This is a genomic window from Cypionkella sp., assembly GCF_036782355.1.
In the GTDB taxonomy this organism is placed as follows: Bacteria; Pseudomonadota; Alphaproteobacteria; order Rhodobacterales; family Rhodobacteraceae; genus Cypionkella.
In genome coordinates, this window is the sequence record NZ_DAIPZF010000016.1 from 31,529 (window position 1) to 54,714 (window position 23,186).

19 protein-coding genes and 1 pseudogene are annotated in these 23,186 nt (G+C 58.0%); 7 read left to right on the plus strand and 13 right to left on the minus strand.

The window, feature by feature from the left end:
* Positions 1-6 precede the first annotated feature (6 nt).
* The 8 genes and pseudogenes from V7Q10_RS08055 to V7Q10_RS08090 form a co-directional block, all read right to left on the minus strand.
* Positions 7-1,131, minus strand: a complete 1,125-nt coding sequence (locus V7Q10_RS08055) for a TRAP transporter substrate-binding protein (RefSeq protein WP_333868560.1) — start codon at positions 1,129-1,131, stop codon at positions 7-9.
* Positions 1,132-1,550: 419 nt separating this feature from the next.
* The gene (locus tag V7Q10_RS08060; RefSeq protein WP_333868561.1) at positions 1,551-2,579 is read right to left on the minus strand and encodes a histone deacetylase family protein; all 1,029 of its coding nucleotides are present in this window, start codon (positions 2,577-2,579) and stop codon (positions 1,551-1,553) included.
* Positions 2,580-2,654: 75 nt separating this feature from the next.
* On the minus strand, positions 2,655-3,581 hold the full coding sequence (locus tag V7Q10_RS08065) for a 3-keto-5-aminohexanoate cleavage protein (protein ID WP_333868562.1): 927 nt from the start codon (positions 3,579-3,581) through the stop codon (positions 2,655-2,657).
* A 9-nt stretch (positions 3,582-3,590) separates the two neighbouring features.
* The gene (locus V7Q10_RS08070) at positions 3,591-4,928 is read right to left on the minus strand and encodes an aminotransferase family protein (protein ID WP_333868563.1); all 1,338 of its coding nucleotides are present in this window, start codon (positions 4,926-4,928) and stop codon (positions 3,591-3,593) included.
* A 12-nt stretch (positions 4,929-4,940) separates the two neighbouring features.
* A complete protein-coding gene (locus tag V7Q10_RS08075) occupies positions 4,941-5,714 on the minus strand; it encodes an amino acid ABC transporter ATP-binding protein (RefSeq protein WP_333868564.1) in 774 nt (257 codons plus the stop codon).
* Between the two features lie 15 nt (positions 5,715-5,729).
* Positions 5,730-6,386 (minus strand): amino acid ABC transporter permease, encoded by a 657-nt coding sequence (locus V7Q10_RS08080; protein ID WP_333868565.1) that lies wholly within the window; start codon positions 6,384-6,386, stop codon positions 5,730-5,732.
* Positions 6,387-6,416: 30 nt separating this feature from the next.
* Positions 6,417-7,064: an amino acid ABC transporter permease gene (locus V7Q10_RS08085; RefSeq protein WP_333868566.1), complete on the minus strand. Its 648-nt coding sequence runs from the start codon at positions 7,062-7,064 to the stop codon at positions 6,417-6,419.
* A 72-nt stretch (positions 7,065-7,136) separates the two neighbouring features.
* Positions 7,137-7,922: pseudogene (locus V7Q10_RS08090) on the minus strand (transporter substrate-binding domain-containing protein).
* Positions 7,923-8,056: 134 nt separating this feature from the next.
* On the opposite strand from V7Q10_RS08090, the gene V7Q10_RS08095 reads away from it, so the two are divergent.
* A complete protein-coding gene (locus V7Q10_RS08095; protein WP_333868567.1) occupies positions 8,057-9,016 on the plus strand; it encodes a LysR family transcriptional regulator in 960 nt (319 codons plus the stop codon).
* A gap of 1 nt (position 9,017) precedes the next feature.
* On the opposite strand, the gene V7Q10_RS08100 is transcribed toward V7Q10_RS08095, so the two are convergent.
* From V7Q10_RS08100 to V7Q10_RS08120, 5 genes are all read right to left on the minus strand, one after another.
* The gene (locus V7Q10_RS08100) at positions 9,018-10,100 is read right to left on the minus strand and encodes an ABC transporter ATP-binding protein (RefSeq protein WP_333868568.1); all 1,083 of its coding nucleotides are present in this window, start codon (positions 10,098-10,100) and stop codon (positions 9,018-9,020) included.
* 12 nt (positions 10,101-10,112) lie between these two features.
* Positions 10,113-11,753: an alpha-amylase family glycosyl hydrolase gene (locus V7Q10_RS08105; protein WP_333868569.1), complete on the minus strand. Its 1,641-nt coding sequence runs from the start codon at positions 11,751-11,753 to the stop codon at positions 10,113-10,115.
* A 7-nt stretch (positions 11,754-11,760) separates the two neighbouring features.
* Positions 11,761-12,903, minus strand: coding sequence for a carbohydrate ABC transporter permease (locus V7Q10_RS08110; protein ID WP_333868570.1), 1,143 nt, complete (start codon positions 12,901-12,903; stop codon positions 11,761-11,763).
* Between the two features lies 1 nt (position 12,904).
* Entirely contained in the window at positions 12,905-14,140 is a 1,236-nt protein-coding gene (locus tag V7Q10_RS08115; protein ID WP_333868571.1) for a carbohydrate ABC transporter permease, read from the minus strand.
* A gap of 124 nt (positions 14,141-14,264) precedes the next feature.
* Positions 14,265-15,620 carry an ABC transporter substrate-binding protein gene (locus tag V7Q10_RS08120; protein ID WP_333868572.1) on the minus strand — a complete coding sequence of 452 codons (1,356 nt, stop codon included), beginning with the start codon at positions 15,618-15,620 and terminating at the stop codon, positions 14,265-14,267.
* A 273-nt stretch (positions 15,621-15,893) separates the two neighbouring features.
* On the opposite strand from V7Q10_RS08120, the gene V7Q10_RS08125 reads away from it, so the two are divergent.
* From V7Q10_RS08125 to V7Q10_RS08150, 6 genes are all read left to right on the plus strand, one after another.
* A complete protein-coding gene (locus V7Q10_RS08125; protein WP_333868573.1) occupies positions 15,894-17,222 on the plus strand; it encodes a GH1 family beta-glucosidase in 1,329 nt (442 codons plus the stop codon).
* A gap of 224 nt (positions 17,223-17,446) precedes the next feature.
* Complete coding sequence (locus tag V7Q10_RS08130; protein ID WP_333868575.1) at positions 17,447-17,953, plus strand: TRAP transporter small permease subunit; 507 nt, start codon at positions 17,447-17,449, stop codon at positions 17,951-17,953.
* Positions 17,953-19,272, plus strand: a complete 1,320-nt coding sequence (locus tag V7Q10_RS08135; RefSeq protein ID WP_333868576.1) for a TRAP transporter large permease — start codon at positions 17,953-17,955, stop codon at positions 19,270-19,272. Before V7Q10_RS08130 ends, V7Q10_RS08135 begins: the two co-directional genes overlap by 1 nt.
* Positions 19,273-19,326: 54 nt before the next feature.
* Positions 19,327-20,361 (plus strand): TRAP transporter substrate-binding protein, encoded by a 1,035-nt coding sequence (locus V7Q10_RS08140; protein WP_333868577.1) that lies wholly within the window; start codon positions 19,327-19,329, stop codon positions 20,359-20,361.
* Between the two features lie 148 nt (positions 20,362-20,509).
* Positions 20,510-21,424 (plus strand): MYG1 family protein, encoded by a 915-nt coding sequence (locus tag V7Q10_RS08145; protein ID WP_333868578.1) that lies wholly within the window; start codon positions 20,510-20,512, stop codon positions 21,422-21,424.
* 156 nt (positions 21,425-21,580) lie between these two features.
* Positions 21,581-23,047: an L-fucose/L-arabinose isomerase family protein gene (locus tag V7Q10_RS08150; RefSeq protein ID WP_333868579.1), complete on the plus strand. Its 1,467-nt coding sequence runs from the start codon at positions 21,581-21,583 to the stop codon at positions 23,045-23,047.
* Positions 23,048-23,186: the final 139 nt, after the last annotated feature.

Here is a 23,186-nt window from a genome sequence, read left to right on the forward strand (position 1 = left end):
GACAGATTAAAGCTTAACTTTGCCTGGGAAGTAATGCTCGTAAGCCAAACCGAAGTCAGGCGCGTTCATCAGCTCGTAGTAGGACACGCGCTCAACCCAAGCGCGCTGGCTGTCCAGAACGCGCTTCATGAAGTCGTCCTTTTCCAAGTCGGGGATCAGCTTGTCCCAACCCGAGATCTCTGCGTCCAAGATCTCTTTCGAGGTGCGGTGAACCTGCACGCCGTCTTCGTTCATCAGCTTTTGCAAGTCGGCCGAGTAGTTGTCCATTGCAAGCGCTGTGTTCGAGGTCGAAGCCGCTTCAACGCCATACTTCAAGATCGCAGCCAGATCTGGGTCCAGATCCGTCATGACGTCTTTGTTGAAGATGAATTCAAACGCCTCGGACGCTTGGTGATAGGACGACAGATAGTAGTTCTTCGCCACATCCTGTGCGCCAAAACGCATATCCGACGATGGGTTGTTGAACTCGAAGGCGTCGATCACGCCGCGCTCCATTGCGGGAACAATCTCGCCGCCGGGCAGCTGTGCCACCGACATGCCCATGCCCTGCATCAGGTCAGCTGCCAAGCCAACGGTGCGGTACTTCAGGCCCTGAAGGTCGGCAACGGTGTTGACCTCGTTCTTGAACCAACCCAAAGGCTGCGCAAACATCGGGAAGCCAAGGTAGCCCTGAACGTTCAGGCCCAGGATGTCTTGGGTCAGCTCGTTATAGAACTGCATCCCGCCGCCCTGATAGAACCACGACAGCATGGTGGTCGAGGATCCGCCGAAAACGGGGCCGGTGCCGAACAAGGACGCGCCCTTGTGCTTGCCATACCAATAGGCCGAAACCGAGTGCGCCGCGTCGATCACGCCGTCGCTGACAGCATCCATAACCTGAAACGCCGCGACAACTGCGCCAGCTGGCAGCAGGTCGATGGTCAGACGGCCACCGGACATTTCTTCCACGCGGGTGGTGTATTGGCGCGCAAAATCCATCCAGATGTCAGATGCCGACCACGAGGTCTGCATTTTCAGGATCTTTGGCGCCTGCGCCAGAACAGCAGGAGCAGCCAGAACGCCAGCAGCGCCGCCGCCCAGAACAGCCGTTTTCTTCAGAAACGACCGGCGGTCGTATAACGTATTTGTCATGTATAGCCTCCCAGGGTTGTAGTCTTGTCGTTGATCTCTTCCAAGGATCTGCCTGACACCGCTGACAAAGCGCACCCGCCTGACATCCCTCCTCCGGACCTCAAGACGAATATTTCGCACCCTGCCTAAACCATCACGCAACACGGGGTTAATCCTTGTCGTGAGAAAACTATAACAAGGCATCCCCAATCGGACAATTGGTAAAAATAAATTACCAAATAAAAGTTTCAACCTCGGGACTAGTCACAAAATAGTGCAGGAATTCAGCACCCTAGCCTGCCCTGCCCCCGCGACATATGGCAAGATCAGACAGGGACTGGCGGTTGTAGTGGCCGCGCGTCTCGCCACAACCACTCGAAACCCGTGACAGTAAATCTGGGGAATCGCGCGACTATTTGCGCGAGCCTCTGATCCTCGGCCTAAGCTGTGGCGCTATCAAAGCCTTGCAAGACCGCAGTCAGATTGGCGCCCAGCTCGTCACACAGATAGCCACCCTCTTGCACGAAGAGGCAAGGCACGCCCAGCGCTGCAATCGCCGCAGCAATCCTGCCAAAACCCGCCTCGGTGATCGCAAGCCCTTTGAAGGGATCGCCAATAAAGGCATCCAGCCCCAGCGCCACAACCACCACATCCGCGCCAAAGGCCTTGATCCGCTGCAAGGCCACCGCCAGCGTTTGCAGATAGGCCTCATCCGCCGTGCCACGCGCCAGCGGCAGGTTCAGGTTATAGCCCAGCCCCTCGCCCGCGCCGCGCTCATGTGCCTGCCCCCAAAAGAACGGATAAAACCGCTCGGGGTCGGCATGGATCGACACGGTCAGCACATCTTTACGGCTGTAAAAGATGCCTTGGGTGCCATTGCCGTGATGCACATCCACATCCAAAATCGCTGGCCGCAAGCCTTGGGCGCGCAAACGCTCGGCTGCGATGGCCGAATTGTTCAAAAAGCAAAATCCGCCCGCCATATCGCCAAAGGCATGATGGCCCGGCGGACGCGACAGCACATAGGCGGATTTCTCGCCAGCCAGCAGCAAATCTGCCCCGGTGATCGCTGATTGCGCCGACCAATAGGCGGCCTCCCATGTGCCCGCCGCAATCGGACAAGCCGTATCGGCCTGATGATAGCCCGCCTGCCCCACCGCAGATTTCGGATAGCTGTCGCTGCGGTTGATCGGGTGGATATTGGGAATAACCTCGTCGCCCGCGCCCTCGATCCGCTGCCAACGGCTGTGGATGGTCTGCAAGAACACCAAATATTCGGGCGAATGCAGCGCCGCAATCGGTCCAAGGCCTGCGTCCTGTGGCGCTGCAACCGTGCAGCCCGCAGCCGCAGCACCGGCCAGCAAACGCGTGATCCGCTCGGCCTGTTCGGGGTTGGGCAGGGTTTTGCCATTGGCCATAAAGTGGCGCGGTTGATGCTTCCACTGGCGGTCGTCAAAGATGGCTTTCATGGTCGTTCCTTGCCAAGTTTCAGGCGCGCGCCCAAGTGCATATCTGTGTCGCACGCGAATTTTCTGTCAACCGCCTCAGATCGCGGTCAGCTCTGCGCCCTTAAGATGCAGCATCTGGCGGGCCTCGGCGGGGGTGGCGATGCTGCGGCCCAGCGCCTCGACAATGCCACGGATTTTCTCGACCTGTTCGGCATTGCTGCGCGCTAAAGTGCCGCGCGCGATCATCAGGCTATCCTCTAAACCCACCCGAACATGGCCGCCCAAAATCGCCGACAGCGTGATCAGCGGCATCTGGTGCCGCCCCGCCGCCAAGACCGAAAACGCATAGCTGTCGCCAAAAAGCTTATCGGCGATCAGTTTCATATGGCTTAGGTTTTCAGGATCAGGCCCCATGCCGCCCAAGACGCCAAAGACAAACTGAATGAACAACGGACCTTGAACCAAGCCGCGATCAACAAAGTGCTTCAGCATGTAAAGATGGCTGACATCATAGCATTCAAACTCGAAGCGCGCGCCGCGCATCGTGCCCATTTCGTGCAGGATATGCACCATATCGCGCGGGGTGTTTTTGAACACCAGATCGTCAGTGCCCTCCAAAAACGGCTTTTCCCAGTCAAATTTCCAATCCGTAATCCGCGCCGCAGCGGGATAAAGCGCAAAGTTCATCGTGCCCATGTTCAGCGAGCACATCTCGGGGGCGGCGCGTTTGGGGGCGGCAAGCCGCTGGTCCAGCGTCATCGTCGCACTGCCGCCGGTGGAAAGGTTCAGCACCGCGTCGCAGCCCTGCTTAATCTGCGGCAAAAACGCCATGAAATGCGCAGGGTCCGCCGAGGGCCGCCCGTTTGCGGGATCGCGCGCGTGCAGGTGCAAAATCGCAGCCCCCGCCTGCGCGGCGGCAATCGACTGCTCGGCAATTTGCGTGGCCGTGATCGGCAAATAGGGCGACATCGAGGGCGTATGGATCGAGCCGGTGATGGCGCAGGTAATGATGATCTTTGACATAAAGGGTCCTTAGGCTACGCCAGAAAACTGCGGGATTTCGGCCATATAGCTGGCAAGTGATTGGTCCAGCCGCTGGATGATATCATCAAGCTGCGCTTCGGTCACAATCATCGGTGGGCAGACAAGAAAATGATCGCCCGAGGTTCCGCCGCGTGTGCGGCGCGAATAGATGATCAGCCCGTTATCATAGGCAATATCGACCAGCCGCGCATGGGCGTTCAGATGCGCGGGCAGCGGGTCTTTGGTGTGGCGGTCAGCCATCAGCTCAAAGGCCGCAAGCAGGCCCTTGCCGCGCACATCGCCAATCAGCGGATAGCGCTGCATCAATCCGCGCAGACGCGTGGCAAGCGCCTCGCCCATACGCGCAGCATTCGCGGTCAGATCCTGCGCTGCAATCTCGTCCAGCACGGCACAGCCCGCCGCACAGGCCAGCGGGTTTCCTGCATAGGTAAAGCCGTTGATAAAGCCGCCCCCCTGCATCACGGCTTCAACAATATCATCGCGGGCAATCATCGCGCCCAGCGGCACATAGCCGCCGCCAAAGCCTTTAGAGATTGCGATGATATCGGGCACCACATCCCAATGCTCGGCGCCAAAGAACCGCCCCGTGCGCCCGCCGCCGGTCATCACCTCGTCATGGATCAACAGCACACCGTATTGGCTGCAAATCTCGCGGATGCGGCGCATATAGCCCGCAGGCGGCACCAGCGCGCCAGTCGATGCCCCGCCGACTGGTTCAACAATAAAAGCCAAAACGGTTTCGGGGCCTTCCTCTAGGATCTTGGCCTCGAGCATATTGGCGTAATGCAGCCCCGTGGCCGGATCATCGGCGTCTAATCCGTCTAAATAGGCGCGAGGGGCGGGCACCTTGGGCATGCGCTGCATCATCGGATCAAAGGGCGCGGACATCGGCGCATATCCAGTGATCGCAAGCGCGCCCAAAGTGCTGCCGTGATAGCTGGGATAGCGCGAAATCACCTTGAACCGCTGCGCTTGGCCTTGGGTCAGCACATATTGTCGCGCAAGTTTAAGGCAGCTTTCCACCGCCTCTGACCCGCCCGAGACGAAAAACACCTTATTCATCGCCGCAGGCGCAAGCTCTGCCACCTTTGCCGCCAGTGTTTCCGAGGCTTCGGTCTGGAAATGCAAGCGGTAGCCGAAGGTAGATTTCTCCATCTGCGCGCGCATCGCGGCCAACACCTTGGGGTTGGAATGGCCAATATTGCTGACCATCGCCCCGCTTGATCCGTCAATATAGCGTTTGCCGCTTTTGTCCCACATATAGATGCCTTCGGCGCGGTCGAGCATCGGGCGGGGGGATTTGGTCTGATAAAACAGGTTTGACATCTGGCTTGGCTTTCAGCGGCTAAGGTGTTTGCGCAGGAAATTGCGGGTGCGCTCTTGGGTCGGGTTTTGGAACATCACCGAGGGCGGGCCTTCTTCGACCACAACGCCTTGATCCATAAACAAAACCCGATCACAGACCGAGGCCGCAAAATCCATCTCATGGGTGACGATGATCATGGTCATATGGTCCTCGGCCAGCTGCTTCATCACCTGATTGACCTCTTCCACCAGCTCGGGGTCAAGCGCCGAGGTCGCCTCGTCAAACAGCATCACCTTGGGTTTCATCGCCAAGGCACGCGCAATCGCCACCCGCTGCTTTTGCCCGCCCGACAGCCGCGAGGGGTATTCGTCGATCTTGTCGGAAAGCCCCACTTTGGCCAATTGCTCGACCGCCAGCGCATTGGCCTGCGCCTCGCTCAGCCCTTTCAGCATGCGAGGCGCAAGCGTGATATTGCCGCGCACGGTCAGATGCGGGAACAGGTTGAAATGCTGAAACACCATGCCGATGTCTTGGCGCACCTGATTGACATGCGCCTCATATTGGCGCGGCGGCAGTTTGCGGTTGATCTGCACGCCTTCCAGCCACACCTCGCCCGAAGTCAGCGGGTCCAACTCGTTGATCGCACGCAAAAGCGTCGATTTCCCCGAGCCCGAAGGCCCGATGATCGCCACGATCTGCCCGCGCTCGACCGAGAGGTTGATGTTTTTCAGCACCTCGAGCGTGCCGTAGCTTTTCGCGGCATTCTTAATCGTGACAAAGGCTTGAGCGGCGGTGTGATCGAGCATGACAGCGGTCCTTTCTCAGCGCGAGGCGGCAATGCGGCGTTCCAGATGACGCAGCACCGCTTCAAGCGCGAGGTTGATGATGTAATAGCAAAGGGCAGCAGCAAGATAGAATTCAAACGGGCGGTAAGTGCGGCTGATCGCCTGCTGCGCGGCCAGCGTCAGCTCCATCACCCCGATCACCGAGACAAGTGCGGAATCTTTCAGCAGCGCGATCATATTATTACCCATTGGCGGGATCACCGCGCGCACCGCCTGCGGGATGACGATGCGGCGCAGGGTTTGGCCGCGCGACAGCCCCAAGGTGCGCGCGCCCTCATATTGGCCCTGATCCACCGCAAGGATCGAGGCTTGGATCAGTTCGGAGTTATAAACTGCAAAATGCAGCCCCAAACCGATCACCCCCGCCGCAAAGGCAGGCAGATCGATGCCAACTTGGATCAGACCAAAATAGATCAGGAACAATTGCAACAGCAGCGGCGTGCCCATAAACAAAAACGCAAAGACCCGCACCGGCAGGCGCAAGGCCCAATGGCCATAAAGCGCGATCACCGCAAAGACGATGCCGCCGAAAAAGCTAAGGATCCCAGCGCAAAGCGTGATGGCGATGGTCCAGCCCGCGCCAGTTAAAAGCGAGCCAAAAAAGCCAGGCACGACGGAAAAATCAAGTCCCATGGGGGTGTCCTGTCATGGCGTAAAGCTGTGTCATTGGATCCGCGCCCGCCGGTCCAGCCAAGCGATGCCTTGGCCGACCACATAAATGATCACCATGTAAAGCAGGCCCGCGACCAGAAACATCTCGAAGGGTTTATAGGTTGATCCGATAAAGCGCTGCGCGGTATAGGTTAGCTCGATCACCGAAATCGGCGCGACAAGGGCAGTGCCTTTGATCAGCGCGTTGATGTTCACGCCCAAGGGCCTAATCATCATCCGCGCGGCCTGTGGCAGGATGACTTTGCGCATGGCCTCCCACCGACTTAGCCCCAAAGTGCGCGCAGCCTCGGTTTGGCCTCGATCCACCGAAACGATCGCGCCGCGAATGGTTTCCGTCATATAGGCGCCAATATTGACGCCCAGCGCGATGGTGCCTGCGGCAAAGGAATCCAGTTGGATGCCGATTTGCGGCCCGCCAAAATACAGGATAAAAATCTGGATCAGCGCCGGCGTGCCGCGAAACACACTGACATAGGCCGCCGCAATCCAGCGCAAGATCGCCAGCCGCGACATCCGCGCCGCAGCCCCCAAGGCGCCACAGGTCAGGCCAAGAATGGCCGTCAGCACCGACAGCTCGATGGTCAACCAAGCCGCCTGCAAAAAGAACGGATAGACGCGCAGGATCAGGTCAATGTCCAAATCAATGGCCCTTCAAAGTCAGAAAAGATCAAGGCCTGTTGGCCTGCCGAACCGGGTCCGGCAGGCCAAAGATCAGCGGATGTCGCCGCCAACCCATTCTTTGGCAATCGCAAGATAGGTGCCATCGGCCATCATCTCGTCCAGCGCCTTTTGCATCGCCGCTGCCAGATCTGGGTTGCCTTCCCGGATCGCAATGCCTGCGCCGATGGGCTCTGCGGTTGGATCTTCCACCACCGCCAGATCGTATTGTCCGGCCTTCATCGCCAGCATCACTGGGATCGAGTCGTTGACAATCGCGTCAACCCGGCCGTTTTGCAGTTCCAGCAGCAGCTCGGGCAAGCCTTTGTAAGTGTTGATGTTATAGCCCTGATCACGCGCCCATTGCTCATGCGTTTCGCCCAAGGTCACACCGACTTTGGCGGTGGCAAGCTGCGCCACGCTGGTGATCGGCGATCCGGCCTTGGTGAAAATCGCGCGTTTGGTGTTGTAATAGGGGCCGACGAAATCAATCACCTTGTCGCGCTCGGCGGTGATCGACATCGAGCCTACAACCGCATCGTATTTATTGGCCAAAAGCCCGCCGATGATGCCATCCCATGCGGTGGTGACGATCTAGGTTTTCAGACCCATGCGCTTGGCGATTTCGGTGCCAATTGCGGGATCAAAGCCGACAACCTCGTTCTTTTCATTCACAAAGTTAAACGGCGGATATTGGCCGCTCATGGCAATGCGCAACACGCCGGCCTCTTTGATCGTAGCAAGCTCGTCGGCACTGGCGGCAAGCGGCGCAAACCCCAGCCCGAGCATAGCAACAGACCCCAAAAGCAGGCCGCGACGCAGGATGTTGATAGATGTCATGTTTCTGTTCCCTGTTGATTTCTTTGGCCAAGTCACGCGCGACTCGCATCCAAACCCATTTATTCAACACAGCTTGCGGCAAGCCCTAACATAGGGAAAATAGATAGCACAAATCTCAAAAATAGATTGCATCTATGCTAAAACCCCATGAACAACGCTTTCCTTGGAACCTCGATTGGAACCTGCTGCGCACCTTTATGATGGTGGTCGAGGCAGGCGGCATCACGCCCGCCGCCCATCTGCTGCGGCTGCGCCAGCCGACGATCAGCGCAGCACTTAAGCGGCTGGAAGACACCATGGGGCGTAAATTGGTCAACCGCTCGCCCAAGCATTTCAGCGTAACCCCTTGGGGCCGCGTGCTTTATGCCGAGGCCAGCGCGATTTTTGGCGCGGTCTCGCAACTGCCCGATCTGATGGGCGGCTTGCAAGAAGAGGTGACGGGGCAAATCAATATTGCGCTGGCAAGCCATGTGGTCGCCCCGCATTTCGACGCGGTGCTGGAACGGTTCAACACGCTATACCCCAAGGTCAGCTATTCGATCTCGACGATGGACAGCGTCGCGGTGGTTTCGACCCTACAACAGAACCGCGCCAGTTTTGGCGTGGCCTTGCTGCACCGCCCGCCTGCGGGGCTGGACACCAGCGTGCTCTATCGCGAGTTTTTCGGGCTGTTTTGCGGGCCATCGCATCGGCTTTATGGCCGCGCAAACATCGAGGAGTCTGAACTGCGCGACGAAGATGTGGTATCTTTTTGGACAGATGACCCCAATGGCGCGCTCTCGGGCGTGGCGCATCTGCGCGCAAGGTTGCGGATGCGCAGCGAGCCCCGCGGGCTGTCGTCGAACCTGCCAGAGGTGCGCCGGATGATCGTCGCCAATATCGGCATCGGCGCTTTGCCGGTGCATGTGGCGCGCAAGGATGTGCAATCGGGCCTTTTGTGGCAGATGCCGCCCTATCAGGGCCTGCCTGCGGTGGATATTCACCTGCTGACAAACCCAAAACGCAGCCTGCACAATGCAGAAAAAGCTTTTCTTGCGATGTTACAGGCAGCGATTGATGCAGTGCCGCTGGCCGAGCGAACTTATAGCGGCTGAGTCAGCGGTAAAGCAGGTTAATGCCATTGGCAAAGACATGCACCTTGCGCGGATCGGCCCCCAGGGCCAGCGTCGAATGCCGCAGGTCTTTGTGGATGCCCGGCAGTTTGGCCACCACCTGCGCGTCATCGCCCTGCTGTTCGTAATACAGCAAAGTCACTTCGCCCAAGGCTTCGGTGATCGCGACCTTGCCTTCAAAAAACGGCTCGGCCGAAGCCAGCAGGTCTTCGGGGCGCACACCGATATTGACCTTTAGACCGATGTCATCAGCGCGCGTTGGCACCGCGGATTTGACCATGCCGCCATTGGCCAGCTTGACGGTGGTGATCTCGCCGGTTGCCACCACTTCACCCGCCATCAGGTTCATAGCAGGCGAGCCGATGAACTGCGCGACAAATTCGTTCTGCGGCCGCTCGTAAAGCTCTAGCGGCGTGCCGACTTGGCTGATGCCGCCGCCGGCAAGCACCACAATGCGGCTGGCCAGCGTCATCGCCTCGACCTGATCATGCGTGACATAGATCATCGTCGAATTCGGCATCGACTCTTTCAGCTGCGCAATCTCGATCCGTGTGGCCACCCGCAAAGCCGCATCAAGGTTCGAGAGCGGTTCGTCAAACAGATAGACCTTGGGGTCGCGCACGATCGAGCGGCCAATCGCCACCCGCTGGCGTTGCCCGCCCGACAGCGCCTTTGGCAGGCGGTCAAGATAGGGTTCCAGCTGCAAGATCTTGGCGGCCTTGGCCACGGCGGCCTCGATTTCAGCCGCGGTTTTCTTGGCGATTTTCAGCGCAAAGCTCATGTTGTCGCGCACCGTCATATGCGGATAAAGCGCATAGGATTGAAACACCATCGCAATGCCGCGCTGCGCCGGTGGTACGTCATTCATCCGCGCGCCATCAATGCTGAAATCGCCACCCGAGATCTTTTCCAATCCCGCAATCATCCGCAAAAGCGTGGATTTGCCGCAGCCCGAGGGGCCGACAAAAACGATCAGTTCCCCGGTTTTGATGTCCAGATTGATATTGGACAGAACCTTGACCTCGCCATAAGATTTTTCGACATTGCTCAGCGTTAATTCAGACATATCAAATTCCCTTCATTCGCCCTTGCGCAGCAGGCTGTAACCCCAAGGCGCAAGCGCCAAGCTGTGGCCAAGCGGTGCTGTGGCGCCAAAATCCATCCCGATGTCCGTCCAAACCCCTTCGGGCAGATCCATCTCAACCGAAGCTTCGCCCAGATTGACCGCAAAGAGTAAGGTCTCGGTGCCCGCGCTGCGCTGGAACATCACCGCATCGCCCATGGCGCACAGCCCCGTCATCGCGCCATCGACCAAGGCGCGGTGGGTTTTGCGCAGCGCCAGCGCCCGCGTGTAATGCGCCAGCATCGAGGCCGGATCGCCGGTTTGCTCGGCCACCGCAAGGCCCAGATGCCCCGCCATCACCGGCAGCCAAGGCTTGCCCGTGCTAAAGCCGCCGCTGGCATTGTCTTTCGCCCAAACCATTGGCGTGCGACAGCCATCGCGGCCTTTGAACTCGGGCCAGAATTCGATGCCATAGGGGTCTTGCAGATCTTCAAAGGCAATTTCAGCCTCGGGCAGGCCCAATTCTTCGCCTTGATAGAGGCAGATAGACCCGCGCAGGCAGACCAGCAGCGCGATATAGGCGCGCGCGCCCGCATCCGTCAGGCCCCAACGGGTGATATGGCGCACGGTGTCGTGGTTGGAATAGGACCAGCAGGGCCAAGCATCCGGCGCCACCGCATTCATCCGCGCAAAGGTTTCAACCAGAAAATCCGCCGTCAGCCGCTTGGGTTGCAGCATCTCGAAGGGGTAGCACATCTGCACCTTATCCCCACCCGAGGTATATTCGGCCATAATCTCGAGCCCGCGCTGCGCGTCGCCCACCTCGCCCACCGCAGCCGCGCCAAAGGGGTTCAGCACGGCGCGGAATTTCTTAAGAAACTCCAGATTTTCCGGCTGGTTTTTGTCAAACAGATGTAGCTGATGGTTATAAGGGTTCACCGCCGGCGCAATGGTGTCATTGCGCAGCGCTTTGGGCAGCGGCGGGTTGTCGCGCAAATACTTGTCAGCAAAGTAAAAATTGATCGTATCCAAACGAAAGCCGTTCACGCCGCGCTCGAGCCAAAACTGCGCCACATCCAGCAAAGCCTGCTGCACGGGTTCGTGGTGCAGGTTCAGGTCGGGCTGGCTGGTCAGAAAGTTGTGCAGGTAATATTGCTGCCGCCGCGCGTCCCATTGCCAGGCACTGCCGCCAAAGATCGACAGCCAATTGTTGGGCGGCCCACCGTCGCCCTTTGGCTCGGCCCAGACATACCAATCGGATTTATCATTGCTGCGGCTTTTGCGGCTTTCTTGAAACCACGGATGCGCCGAGGCCGTGTGCGACAGCACCAGATCAATCATCACCTTTAGCCCAAGCGCTTTGGCCCGCGCGATCAGCGCATCAAAATCGGCCAATTGCCCAAACATCGGGTCAACGTCGCAGTAATCCGAGACGTCATAGCCGAAATCCTGCATCGGCGAGGTGAAAAACGGGCTGATCCAGATTGCATCTGCGCCAAGCTCTGCAATATGCGCCAAGCGCGCGGTGATGCCTTGCAGATCGCCGATGCCATCGCCATTGCTGTCTTGAAAGCTGCGCGGATAGATCTGATAGATCACTGCGCCACGCCACCAGTTCACATCCATATTCGTCACGGCCTGTTCCATCTTTATCATTTGTCGTTCACTTGACCGATCCGGCCAACAGGCCGCGGACAAGGTATTTCTGCATCGCAAAGAACACCATCAAAGGCACCGCAATCGACACAAAGGCCGCCGTTGCCAGAATCTCCCAATTGCCGCCCCGCGTGCCCAGCAATTCCACGATCTGCTTGGTCATCACCGTGGTCTCGCCACTGCTGTCGATCAGGAACACCAAGGCAACAAGCAGATCGTTCCAAGTCCAAAGGAATTGGAAAATCGCAAAGCTGGCAAGGGCCGGAAACGACAGCGGCAGCACGATCTTCATAAAGATCTGAAAATCGGTGGCACCGTCAATCTTGGCGCATTCGATAATATCACGCGGCAATCCAACCATGTAATTGCGCAGCAAATAGATCGCAAGCGGCAGGCCAAAACCGGTATGGGCCAGCCAAACCCCCAGATAGCCTTTGCCAATCCCCAAGGTCAAATGCAGCTTTAACAACGGAATAAGCGCCAATTGCAGCGGCACCACCAACAGCCCGACAATGGCAGCAATCAGCAAAGCCCGACCCGGAAAATCCATCCAAGCCAAAGCATAGGCAGCAAAGGCAGCGACCAGAATTGGAATAATCGTTGCCGGAATCGTCACCGTCAGCGTATTAAAAAACGCCTTGCCCATGCCATCGACATTCTTCGGGTCAAGCAAAAGCGATTTATAATTATCCAAAGTAAACTCTGGCGGCGTCGCGGCGGTGCTAAAAATCCGCGGCAGGCGCTGATCGCCAAAACTCACAGGGCCCGACAGATCATAGACGCCATCCGCCTGCACCGTCAGGCTGACGCCATCGCCCAGGTCGACCGTCTCGCCGGGGCCATATTTTGTCGGGGCCTGCGAGCTGGTACCCCAAGCGCTAACATCGGCATTCGTCGCCTCGAACAGACGCCCCTCGATTACAAAGCGTCCGTCTTTTTCCACCTCATCACCCGCCACGCGGATCGCGGGCAGTTGCCGCTCTTGGGTCGAAAGCGCCGACCACCAGCCCGAGCCCACAATTTGATCCGAGGTGCGGAACGACGAGACGAACAGCCCAAAGGTTGGCAGCAGCCACAGCGCCACCAGACAGGCCATCGAGATATGAACCGCCCAAGTCAGAGCCGATTTTTTACCAACAATGTTATCCATCTCAGCGCATCTCCTTACGGGCGTTATAAACGTTCCAGATCAGGATCGGCATGACCAAAAGCATGATCACCATCGCCGAGGCAGAACCGATGCCCCAATCATTGGCGCGAAAAAGCTTATCATACATATAGTTGGCAAGAACCTGCGTCTCCCACTGGCCGTTGGACATGGCGTAGACGATGTCAAAGACCTTCAGCACAACGATGGTAATCGTGGTCCAAACCACCACGATCGTGCCCATGATCTGCGGGACTTTAATTTTAAAGAAAATTTGAAACGGATTGGCGCCGTCCACAATAGCTGCCTCGATGGTGTCTTCGGGCACACCGCGCAGCGCGGCGGACAAGATTACCATGGCAAAACCGGTTTGGATCCAGACCAAGACCGCCATTAGGAAAAACGAGTTCCAAAACGGAATGGTCAGCCAGGTCTGCGGCTCGCCATAGGGCAAAGCGGCAAAGCCAAGGGTGAGGGCCGCGCGCAGCGACAGCCAAATCAGCCAGACGGCTGCACCCGCAGCACCAAGACGCAAGGGAATAGCCCAAGCCACCAGATTGCGCCCCGCCAGCATCGGCCGCAGCACCGCAAGCCCAACCAGTGCCGAGGCCGCCGCAAAGCCCAACAGGCCAACAATCGGCACAATCTGCAAAAACAGCACCGAAATTGCACCGCCGCTAAAATGCAGCCAGACCGCGTTTAAAATGCCAATTTGCTCTTGATCAACACCACGGGTGTCATAGACCAGCTTCCAGATCACAGCCGCCCCGACAAAAGAAATCGCCATCGGCATAAAAATCAGCGATTTCGCTAGATTGCCCCAACTGATGCGGTCCGACAATTGCGCCGCTAAAAGCCCAAAGGCGGTTGAAGCCGCAGGGACGACCAGCAACCACAACAGGTTGTTGTTCAGGGCCTCCCAAAACTTGGCCTCTTGCAACATCTTTTGATAATTTTCTAGGCCAACGAATTCATATCCGCCGCCTGCAACCCGCTGCATCAACGATAGCCGGAAGGTCTCAAAAACCGGATAGGCCAGATAAACGCCCATCGCAAAGATCGCAGGCGCTAAAAACAGCCATGGCCGGATCATATTTGCGCGGCTGATGTTTTTACCCGCATTCGTTCCACGAATAGGGAACAACACTTTGTCCAGAAACAAATTCGAGAAATAAAAATAGCTGATACATCCGCCGACGCCGACGATGATGGTGATCAGGCCCTGAAGTGCCGGATTCATGGCGAGGTCCTCCCTCTTATTTGTCCGTAAAACCGGTTAATCCATCCGGAAATGGTTGCACTGCCGTCGGCTTATTATGCAAAGGTGGCGCCCCCCGCTCAGGGAGGCGCCAATATTTAGCTGATTACTTCAGCGCGTCCCAAGAGGTTTGGATCGCATCGGCCACATCTTGTGCCGATTTTCCGCCGACATAATCCACCATGCCGGTCCAGAACGACCCAGCACCAACGCCGCCCGGCATCAAGTCAGAGCCGTCAAAGCGGAAGGTGTCAGCGCCCAGCAGGATCTCGCCCATTTTGCGCTGCGCATCATTGGCATACAAAGCCGGATTTGCAGATTTCAAGGGCGTCAAGAAGCCCGACTGTGCCATCCAGACTTCATGTGCCAATGGCACTTTCAGCCAGTCGATGAAGGCCCGTGCAGCGGGGCTGTCTTTGGTGATGCCAAAGACGGTGCCTGCGCCCAGAACGGGCTTGCCAAGGTCTTTGTCAGCATAGGATGGGAAGTAGAAGAAATCCGCATCGGTGCCAACCTGCGTGCCTTCTGGGAAGAACGACGGGATGAACGAGGCCTGACGGTGCATGTAGCACTGTGGTGGCGAAGTGAACAAACCCTTTGGGCTGTCGCGGAAGTCGGTGGTGGCAACAGCGCCACGGCCACCGGCGACGTATTTGTCATTGTTGGCGAACCAGCCGAATTCGTCGATGGCAGCCACAACTTTTGGATCGTTGAACTTCAGATCATTCTTGACCCATGCGTCATAATCCTGCGGCGATTGGGTGCGCAGCATCATGTCTTCCACCCAGTCGGTCGCAGGCCAGCCGGTCGCCCCGCCCGAACCCAGACCGATACACCAAGGGGTGCCGCCATCTGCCACAATCTGATCGGTCAGCGCTTTCAGCTCTTCCATCGTCGACGGCACTTTATAGCCTGCGTCGGCGAAGGTCTCTGGCGAATACCAAACCAGCGATTTCACATCAACTTTGTAGAAAAAGCCAAACAGCTTGCTGACGCCATCGGCGCCCGGAAAGCTGGCCAGATCAACCCAAGACTGACCGGCGGCATAGTTGTCCTTCAACCAGGCTGCATCAGCATCGGTCAAAGGCGCGACTTGCCCCAGTTTGGCAAGGTCTGCTTCCAGACCTGGCTGTGGGAACACCGAAATATTCGCAGCCGAGCCTGCTTCGGCGTCAATGCGGACTTGGGTCTCGAAGCTGTCGGATCCGACATATTTCACATCAACGCCAGTGGCAGCTTTGAAATAAGCCAGCATCGATTCGAACAATTCTTGGTCTGGGCCAAGCCACGGACCTGCGATGGTCAGCTCTTGACCGGCCAGATCGCCATGTGCAGCTTTGTACTCTTCCATCGAGCCCCAGCTAAAGGCGCCCTCACCGACGGGAAATTTCAAATCCTGCGCAAAAGCGCCACCAGCCATCATCGCCAACGCGGCTGCGCTGGCATACAGTTTAATCTTCATAGGTATATCCTCCCGATTTCCCCCGCCCCTCTGCTGGGCGTAATCCAGATAAGGTTTAACGCTTGAGATTCGCCTCAAACCGCTTTGGATGCTTCAACGTCGCAGATCACGCAAATCCAGTCAATCCAAAGCGCATTGAGAAGCGAAGATTTTGCTATGTTTTGCGCGCAGCCCATGCGCTAACGGTAAAGTGCTTCGCGGGCTGGCCTGATTCCTGCCCGCAAATCGACGCGGCCCACCGCCGTTTCCTTGGCTCTAGTGTAAAGAATGCGCATGGCACTTTCTCGTTTCGACTTTCCTGAAGGCTTTGTTTTTGGCGCAGCTACGGCCGCCTATCAGATTGAGGGCGCGCAATTTGGCGGCGCCGGTTCCTGCCATTGGGACAGTTTTGCGGCCACCCCCGGCAATGTGGTGCGCGCTGAAGATGGGGCGCGGGCCTGCGATCACTACCACCATTGGCCCGCCGATCTGGATCTTTTGCGCGCGGCCAATATGGACGCCTATCGGTTTTCAACCTCTTGGGCGCGGGTGATGCCCGATGGCGTGACAGTCAACCCAGAAGGGTTGGATTTTTACGACCGCCTTGTTGACGGCATGTTGCAGCGCGGGCTTAAACCGTTTCAGACGCTGTATCATTGGGAATTGCCCTCGGCTCTGGCCGATCGTGGCGGTTGGGCAAACCGTGACACCTGTTTTCATTTTGCCGATTTCGCCGAAACCATCACCCGGCGCATCGGCGACCGCGTGGCTTCGATTGCCACGATAAACGAGCCGTGGTGCGTGGCATGGCTGTCGCATTTTCTGGGCTGCCACGCCCCCGGCCACCGCGACATTCGCGCAGCTGCGCGTGTCATGCACCATATTTTGTTGGCCCATGGCACGGCAACCCAGCGCTTGCGCGACATGGGCCAAGGCAATCTGGGCATCGTGCTGAACTTCGAGGCTGTGCAGGCCGCAAGCGACACCCCCGCCGACGAAGCCGCCGCAGACCGTCAGGACGGCATCTTCAATCAGTGGTTTATTCAGGCCATCAGCCAAGGCAGCTATCCTGCGCAGGTGCTGCAAGGCCTTGGCCCGCATATGCCCGCAAATTGGCAAGACGACATGACGCTGATCTCGCAAAAGCTTGATTGGCTGGGGGTGAATTACTACACCCGCAATATCGTCGAACATGCCCCCAACAGCGCTTGGCCGCATCTGCGCAGCGTTGCAGGCCCGCGCCCAAAAACCCAGATGGGGTGGGAGATTTACCCCGAAGGTCTGCGCGCTACCCTGACACGGCTGCACCGCGATTATATCGGCAATCTGCCGATCTATGTCACCGAAAACGGCATGGCCAACGCTGATGAGATTGCAGGTGGCGAGATTCCCGACGCGGTGCGCGAGGCATTTTTGTTTTCGCATTTGCAGGCCACCAAGGACGCGATGGCAGAGGGCGCGCAGGTCAAAGGCTTTTTCTATTGGTCCTTGCTGGACAATTATGAATGGGCCGAAGGCTATGAAAAGCGCTTTGGATTGGTGCATGTCGATTTCGAAACCTTGGTCCGCACCCCCAAAGCCTCGTATCACGCCTTTGCGCGGGCCTTGGCGTCGAACGCTTAGACCGTGCAGGTGGTTTGCGGGCTGACCAAATAAGCGGCAGTCCAAATAGAAACTATTGTTACAAACCCCGCCGCAGAAGAAAACATCTTGACTAAAGCCCTTAGGGCGGAGGAACCTGTGAGCATGACTCACAGGTTGCCCCGCCCCGCTGCGATGATCTCTTGCCGTCAAAGCCGCGGGTTTTCTGGTGGCCACCCCCTCATTCAAAGGCGTAAAAGCTGAAGATGCCGAATTGGTGCCGAACCTATGTGCGATATGTCGAGGCGCTGAACTACCGCGTCGGGCGGTTCGCGATGTATCTGCTGTTTGTGATGATGGGCATTTTGCTGTGGTCTTCGATCACCAAGATCATCCATCTGCCCGCAATCTGGACGCTGGAAATGGCGCAATTCACGCTTGTGGCCTATTACCTTTTGGGCGCGCCTTATACCTTCCAACTTGATACCAACGTGCGGATGGATCTGCTTTATGCGCGCCAAAGCCCGAAAACCAAGGCGATTTGGGATGCGGTGACGGTGTTTGTGCTGATCTTTTATCTGGGCGTGATGCTTTACGGATCCTTTGGCAGCATGGTCTATTCCTTTGACGTTGGCGAGCGCGCGGCCTCGGGCTGGCGGCCCTATCTTTGGCCGATCAAGTCGATCATCTGCGCAAGCTTTGTGCTGATGATCTTGCAGGCGGTGGCGCATCTGTTCCGCGATATCGCGATTTGGCGCGGCGAGGAAATCTGATGTCTTACGAACTGATCGCCATTTTGATGTTCTCGACCATGCTGCTGATGATGCTGACCGGCCAGCGCGTTTTCGGCGCGATTGGCTTTGTGGCGGTGGTTGCGGCGATCCTGCTTTGGGGCCCGGGGGGCTCTGATATGGGGTATTCCTCGATCCTCAAGCTGATGAAATGGAACGCGCTGCTGACGCTGCCGATGTTTGTCTTCATGGGCTATGTGATGAGCGAAAGCCGTCTGGCCGAAGATTTGTACAAAATGTTTCATGTCTGGTTTGGCCCACTGCCCGGCGGGCTGGCGATTGGCACCATTTTGCTGATGGTGATGATTTCGGCGATGAACGGGCTTTCGGTGGCGGGCATGGCGATTGGGGCGACGATTGCGCTGCCCGAATTGGTCAAGCGCAACTATGACAAGCTGATGATTTCAGGCGTTATTCAGGGTGGATCAAGCCTTGGCATTCTGATCCCGCCTTCGGTGGTGCTGGTGCTGTTTGCGCAAATCGCCCGCCAGCCGGTCAGCCAGTTGTGGTTGGCAGGCCTGTTGCCCGGCCTGCTGATGGCGGTGCTGTTCATCGGCTATATCGTGATCCGCTGCTGGTTCAATCCAGCACTTGCGCCCGCAATGTCGGCCGAAGAACGCGCCCAGATCACTTGGGCCGAACGCTTTCGGCTGCTGCGGGCAGCGCTTTTGCCGATCATCATCTTTGCCTCGATGATGATCCCCTTTGTCAAAGGCTGGACAAGCCTGACCGAAGCCTCGGTGATCGGCGCGCTGACGGCGGTGGCGGCCGCGGTGCTAAAGGGGCGCTTCACGCGGCAGGTGTTTGAAACTGCCACCCGCAACACGCTGGCGATCACGGTGATGTTCATGCTGATCATCATGGCAGCGCTGTCTTTTGGCGCGGTGTTTGACGGCTTGGGCGCAGGCCGCGCGATTGAGAACTTTTTCGTGCGCGATCTGGGGCTGACGGCTTGGCAAGTGCTGATCCTGATGCAGCTGAGCTTTCTGGTGATGGGGATGTTTTTGGACGACACCGCCATGCTGGTGATCGTCGCCCCCATCTATGTTGGCCTTGCCAAGGCCTTGGGCTTCGATCTGATCTGGTACGGCGTGCTTTACACCATCACCTGCCAAATCGCCTATCTGACGCCGCCTTTCGGCTATAACCTGTTCTTGATGCGCGCGATGGCACCGGATGATTTCACCCTGCCGATGATTTATCGTTCGGTCTTCCCCTTCGTTCTTGTCATGATCCTGACCTTGGTGCTGGTGATGGTCTTTCCCCAGATCGCACTTTGGCTGCCTGCGACACTGCTGTGACTTTGTAACCAGACCCCGGTTACGGGGCGTCCCCTTTCAACATGGAGTAAGACAATGACCACAAGACGTACCTTTATCACCACCGGTGCCATTGGTGCCGCTGCGGCTGCCGTAGCCTCGCCTGTTGCAGCCCAAGCGCCGATCAAATGGCGGATGCAGACCTATGCCGGAACCGCCCTTGGCGCCGAGGTTGTGAAGCCCGCCGTTGACGCTTTCAACCTGATCGCCCAAGGCCAGATGGAGATCGAGCTTTACTACGCCGATCAGCTTGTCCCCACCGCTGAACTGGCGCGTGCGCTGCAAAACGGCACCATTGACGCGGTGCAATCGGATGACGACTCGATGGCCTCGCCCACAGAAGTCACGGTGTTTGGCGGCTATTTCCCGCTGGCGCTGCGCTATTCCTTGGATGTGCCGGCGCTGTTCAACCACTATGGTTTGGACGAGATCTGGAAAGAAGAATACGCCAAGATCGGCATCAAGCATATCTCGGCAGGAAGCTGGGATCCGTGCCACTTCTCGATGAAAGATCCGATCACCAAACTGTCTGATCTGGCAGGCAAGCGCGTCTTCACCTTCCCAACCGCAGGGCGGTTCTTGGCGCAATTTGGCGTGGTGCCGGTGACGCTGCCATGGGAAGACATTGAAATCGCGCTGCAAACTGGCGAGCTTGATGGCGTGGCATGGTCGGGCATCACCGAGGTTTATACTGCCTCTTGGGCGAAACTTGCGCCGAACTTCCTGACCAACAATATCTCGGGCGCTTGGATTGGCCACTTCTTTGCCAATATGGACCGCTGGAATGAAGTGCCGCCGCATCTGCAAGAATTGATGCGCGTTTGCTTCGAGCAGTCGCATTACTATCGCCAACATTGGTATTGGGCAGGCGAAGCGCGTCTGCGGGTTGAAGGCGCCGATACCAAGCTGACCTCGATTTCGGACGAGGAATGGACCACCGTCGAAGAGGCCGCGCAAAAGTTCTGGGACGAGATAGCAGCCGAAAGCGAAACCAAGGCCAAGGTCGTTGGCATCTTCCGCAAATATAACGAAACCATGGTCAAGGCCGGACGCCCCTACCGCAACGTCTGATCTGCCCAAAACCAGCCACGGGCGGGCGCGCTTGCCCGTGGTTTTCGCAAATTTTGCGCAATCAAACCTTGATCTGGCGCGGCTCATCTGAGAAGAGGCGGGCAATAAGGCGGCCGTTCGGGTCGCCTTTTGCATTTGGAGCCGCGCGATGACCCTGAACTTTCTTGTCACCCATTCCGGCGGCTTTCACGCAGACGAGCTGCTGTCTTCGGTCATTCTGACGCGGCTTTTCCCGCAAGCAGACCTGCTGCGCAGTCGCGACAAACAGCTGATCACGCCAAGCGCTGATAAGATCATCTATGACGTCGGCGGCGCCTATGATGCCGAGGCGCAGATTTTCGACCACCACCAGCGCCCCAGCCCCTTGCGCGAAGACGGCCAACCCTTCAGCTCGTTTGGCCTGATCTGGGCGCATTATGGCCGCGCCTATCTTGCAGCCCTGCAGGTGCCAGAGGCCGACATCGACCCGATCCACGCCAAGTTTGACGCCAAATTCGTGCTGCCGATTGATCTGTTGGACAATGGCGCGATTGAACCTTCGGTTGCGGGTGTGCTGTCGATCCTGACGCTGCCTTCGCTTTTGGGCAGCCTGAAGCCGTCTTATGATGATCTGTCGCCTTCGGCCGATGACGATGCCTTTCACGCCGCCCTGCCGGTGGCGCGGATCTTTGTCGAAGCGCAGATCCGCAATCTGGCGGCCAGCGCGCGGGCGCAAACTGCCGCCCTTGCCGCGATTGCAGCCGCAGGGGCCTCACCGATCCTAGAGCTGCCGATGGGCATGCCCTACCGCGCCGCACTCGATAAAGCAGGCGCGGATCATATTTTGTTCGTGGTGGTGCCGCGCGGCGGCGATTGGACTTTGGGCGGCATCAAGCTGTCGAATGACACCTTCGAGCAGCGTGCCGATCTGCCCGAAGCTTGGGCAGGGCTGAGCGACGCCGCTCTGGAAGCCGCAAGCGGGGTCAAGGGCGCGAAATTCTGTCACAAGGCCCGCTTTATCGCCGTTGCCAGCACGCGCGAGGCGATCTTGCAGATGGCAGATCTGGCGATCAAAGCGCTCTGATCAGCGACCTGCCGCTCGAAAAATCCACGGCCCAATGCAATATGTGCAGCGCAGCTTTGGCAGGGCTGCAATAGCTCTTGCAGTGCAAAGCCCGCCGCGCCACCATCAGCCAAAGCGATTTGGCGCGGCACATGGCCTGCGCTGCAAGGGGGGATTATGACACTGACCATTCGACGCAGGGTGACACTTGGCGTAGTGATCGGAAGCCGCGCGTTCTTTAGCCCCGCCCCCTGCCTGACTGCGCGAACCGAGGTTCTGGCGCATCTGGCGCGCTTGGGCATCGATGTGGTGACCCTGCCCTATGAGGCCACAGCGAATGGCGCGGTACAAAGCCTTGCAGATGCTGAACTTTACGCCGCCCATTTCAAAGCCCATCGCGACCAGATCGACGGTCTGGTGATCTGCCTGCCGAATTTTGGCGATGAAATTGCCATCGTCGAATTGGTCAACCGTGCCAAGCTGGGCGTGCCGATCCTGTTGCAAGCCAGCAATGACGAGGTTGACAAGGTTGATATCCACAGCCGCCGCGATGCCTTTTGCGGCAAGATTTCGGTCAGCAACAACTTTTGGCAATATGGCGTGCCCTTTACCGAAACCACCACCCACACCTGTGACACCGGTGGCGCGGAATTTGGCCGCGACCTAGAACGGTTTTCGCGGGTCTGCCGCACCGTGCGTGGCCTGCGCGGGGCGCGGCTGGGGGCGATTGGCGCGCGTACCGGCGCGTTCCAGACCATGCGCTATTCCGAAAAGCTGTTGCAGGCCTCGGGGATCACCGTCGTCACGGTCGATCTTTCCGAGATGATGGGCGCGGCGGGCAAGATCAAAGATGACGAGCCCGCGCTTTTGGCCAAGATGGAAAAGATCAAGGCCTACGGCACCATAGCCCCCCATATCACCGCGCAGCAGATCTTAACCCAAGCGAAATGGACGCTCGCGGTCAATCGCTGGATCGAGGAAAACGAATGCGATGCCAGCGCCATTCAGTGCTGGCGGTCTTTGCAAGACAACTTTGGCTGCGCCACCTGCGTCACCATGTCGATGATGGGCGAAGAGCTGATGCCCTCGGCCTGCGAGGTCGATATCATGGGCGCGCTGTCGATGTATGCGCTGGCGCTGGCCTCGGGCGCGCCGCCGGCGATTCTGGATTGGAACAACAACTACGGCTATGAGCCCGATACCTGCGTTTGCACCCATTGCGGCAATTTCCCCAAAAGCTTTATCGGCGACACGCCGGAAATCGGCGAATTGGATGTTCTGGGCGAAAGCATTGGCCGCTCGAAATGCTTCGGCGCGGTCAAGGGCAAGGTCAAGCCCGGCGATATGACCTATTTCCGGCTGTCCTCGGACGACCGCGCGGGCAGGCTGAAATGCTATCTGGGCGAAGGCAGCTTTACTGATGACCCCTTCCCGATGGATGGCGGCATCGCGGTTACAAAGGTGACGCGCCTGCGCGAATTGATGCGCTTTGTGACGCAAAACGGCTTTGAGCATCACGTTGCAATGGTGCGCGGCCATCACGCCGATGTGGTGCAAGAGGCGGTCGCGCGCTATCTGAAGTGGCCCTATTACCACCACAACGCGCCCGATGCGGGCAAGCTGATCCTGCCAGATCAGTTTTGACGCCGCGACGGTGAATTTTTCGTAAAAACCGCCACCTGTCATCGCGGTGTTATATTGCTTGGCTATGTGAACACGTGTGCAGAATCGGCGGCAAGAGCAGAGGCTCGGCCCACGTTTCCTGGACGTCGTGGACGGGTCT

Bases quoted from the DNA above. Each gene is read 5' to 3' on its own strand.
- V7Q10_RS08055 (WP_333868560.1), bottom strand. From the start codon at position 1,131: ATGACAAATACGTTATACGACCGCCGGTCGTTTCTGAAGAAAACGGCT.
- V7Q10_RS08060 (WP_333868561.1), bottom strand. From the start codon at position 2,579: ATGAAAGCCATCTTTGACGACCGCCAGTGGAAGCATCAACCGCGCCAC.
- V7Q10_RS08065 (WP_333868562.1), bottom strand. From the start codon at position 3,581: ATGTCAAAGATCATCATTACCTGCGCCATCACCGGCTCGATCCATACG.
- V7Q10_RS08070 (WP_333868563.1), bottom strand. From the start codon at position 4,928: ATGTCAAACCTGTTTTATCAGACCAAATCCCCCCGCCCGATGCTCGAC.
- V7Q10_RS08075 (WP_333868564.1), bottom strand. From the start codon at position 5,714: ATGCTCGATCACACCGCCGCTCAAGCCTTTGTCACGATTAAGAATGCC.
- V7Q10_RS08080 (WP_333868565.1), bottom strand. From the start codon at position 6,386: ATGGGACTTGATTTTTCCGTCGTGCCTGGCTTTTTTGGCTCGCTTTTA.
- V7Q10_RS08095 (WP_333868567.1), top strand. From the start codon at position 8,057: ATGCTAAAACCCCATGAACAACGCTTTCCTTGGAACCTCGATTGGAAC.
- V7Q10_RS08100 (WP_333868568.1), bottom strand. From the start codon at position 10,100: ATGTCTGAATTAACGCTGAGCAATGTCGAAAAATCTTATGGCGAGGTC.
- V7Q10_RS08105 (WP_333868569.1), bottom strand. From the start codon at position 11,753: ATGATAAAGATGGAACAGGCCGTGACGAATATGGATGTGAACTGGTGG.
- V7Q10_RS08110 (WP_333868570.1), bottom strand. From the start codon at position 12,903: ATGGATAACATTGTTGGTAAAAAATCGGCTCTGACTTGGGCGGTTCAT.
- V7Q10_RS08115 (WP_333868571.1), bottom strand. From the start codon at position 14,140: ATGAATCCGGCACTTCAGGGCCTGATCACCATCATCGTCGGCGTCGGC.
- V7Q10_RS08120 (WP_333868572.1), bottom strand. From the start codon at position 15,620: ATGAAGATTAAACTGTATGCCAGCGCAGCCGCGTTGGCGATGATGGCT.
- V7Q10_RS08125 (WP_333868573.1), top strand. From the start codon at position 15,894: ATGGCACTTTCTCGTTTCGACTTTCCTGAAGGCTTTGTTTTTGGCGCA.
- V7Q10_RS08130 (WP_333868575.1), top strand. From the start codon at position 17,447: ATGCCGAATTGGTGCCGAACCTATGTGCGATATGTCGAGGCGCTGAAC.
- V7Q10_RS08135 (WP_333868576.1), top strand. From the start codon at position 17,953: ATGTCTTACGAACTGATCGCCATTTTGATGTTCTCGACCATGCTGCTG.
- V7Q10_RS08140 (WP_333868577.1), top strand. From the start codon at position 19,327: ATGACCACAAGACGTACCTTTATCACCACCGGTGCCATTGGTGCCGCT.
- V7Q10_RS08145 (WP_333868578.1), top strand. From the start codon at position 20,510: ATGACCCTGAACTTTCTTGTCACCCATTCCGGCGGCTTTCACGCAGAC.
- V7Q10_RS08150 (WP_333868579.1), top strand. From the start codon at position 21,581: ATGACACTGACCATTCGACGCAGGGTGACACTTGGCGTAGTGATCGGA.